1 protein-coding gene is annotated in these 1,303 nt (G+C 55.6%); it reads right to left on the bottom strand.

Translation table 11 applies throughout. The features are described from left to right. Positions 1-237: 237 nt before the first annotated feature. Positions 238-1,242, bottom strand: a complete 1,005-nt coding sequence (locus H8A95_RS43085) for an IS110 family RNA-guided transposase (RefSeq protein ID WP_229188457.1) — start codon at positions 1,240-1,242, stop codon at positions 238-240. Positions 1,243-1,303: the final 61 nt, after the last annotated feature.

The raw sequence follows: 1,303 nt of genomic DNA, 5'->3' as shown, positions 1-1,303 counted from the left end.
CCTATCTATGGACGGTCCCCGCTTTGCAAGGCCATTTGCTTTATTCCGGCTAACGATCGTTTGCAGCTATCTATCCGGCTTTATGGCAATGCCACGAGCCTTGATGAGATCCGCGGATCGGCGCCCAATTATGTTGGCGAGCTCTGAAGCTCGATAGGTCCAACGGGCTCGGCCGATCCCGGTCCGACCGGTTGCCATCACTCCGCTTTTGCCCTCGCAAACGGAACCACGTTCGAGTTATACTTGCGCGCGGTACTCTTCACCATTGGCCATGATCGCCCAAGCGATCCGTGCAGTTTTGTGAGCGAGCGCCACCGTCACGACGTTGAAGGGACGCCTGCCGAGCAGCTCCGCTATCCAGGTATTAGTGACCTGATGGATACGGACGCGATGAACGGCCGCTCGGGCGCCATGTATTAGCAGCTTACGAATGTAGCCGTCGCCGCGCTTGCTGATACCGCCTAAACGCTCTTTACCCCCGGTCGAATGTTGCTTCGGTACTAATCCAAGCCAGGCAGCGAAATGCCTTGCTGAAGCGAACTGTTGTGGATGATCGACAGACGCCGCCAGGGCGGTAGCAGCAAATGGGCCGATGCCCGCCACCTTCATGAGACGCCGACAGACTTCATTGTCTTTGGCAGTTGCGAGGATCATCTTCTCCTGGCTTTCAATGTGAAGCTCAAGATCTTCGATCTGATCGACAAGGATTGAAAGGGCACTACGCGCGCTCTGTGGGATACGCTCGTCAACGTCCACGAGTCCCATGAGCTCTCTTGCGCTTGCTTTTCCCTTCCCGGTCACGATCCCCAACTCGCCCAAATGACCACGCAGAGCATTTATCGCGCCTGTGCGCTGTCGAATAAGCAAATCTCGCGTGCGATGTAGCATTAAGATTCCTTGCTGTTCGACGGTCTTTACAGGGACAAAGCGCATGCCAGGCCGTTGGACGGCTTCCCAGCAAGCCTCCGCATCAGCAGCATCGTGCTTGCTTGTCTTCACGTAGGCTCGTACGTAGCGCGCTGGCATAAGACGTGCTTTGTGTCCCAGCTTTATTAGTTCACGAGCCCAATGATGAGCGCTGCCGCAAGCCTCAAGACCAACGAGACAACTTGGAAGCCGCGAAAAGAAACCGAGAACCTTCCCGCGAGCGAGCTTCTTGCGGATAATTTCTCCATCCGCCGTGATCCAGTGGATTTGGAACCAGCTCTTCGAGATATCAAGCCCGATTGTGGTCATAGCCATAGCTTGTCCTCCTTGGGGGTTCTTTCGCAGCTTATCAGGGCGGGGACCGTCCATCTCATTA

This window comes from Bradyrhizobium oropedii (genome assembly GCF_020889685.1).
Lineage (GTDB): Bacteria > Pseudomonadota > Alphaproteobacteria > Rhizobiales > Xanthobacteraceae > Bradyrhizobium > Bradyrhizobium oropedii.
This window is presented reverse-complemented; position numbering and strand designations above follow the sequence as displayed.

What these genes read in the sequence shown, in the direction of transcription:
- H8A95_RS43085 (WP_229188457.1), bottom strand. Translation starts at nt 1,242, where the DNA reads ATGGCTATGACCACAATCGGGCTTGATATCTCGAAGAGCTGGTTCCAA.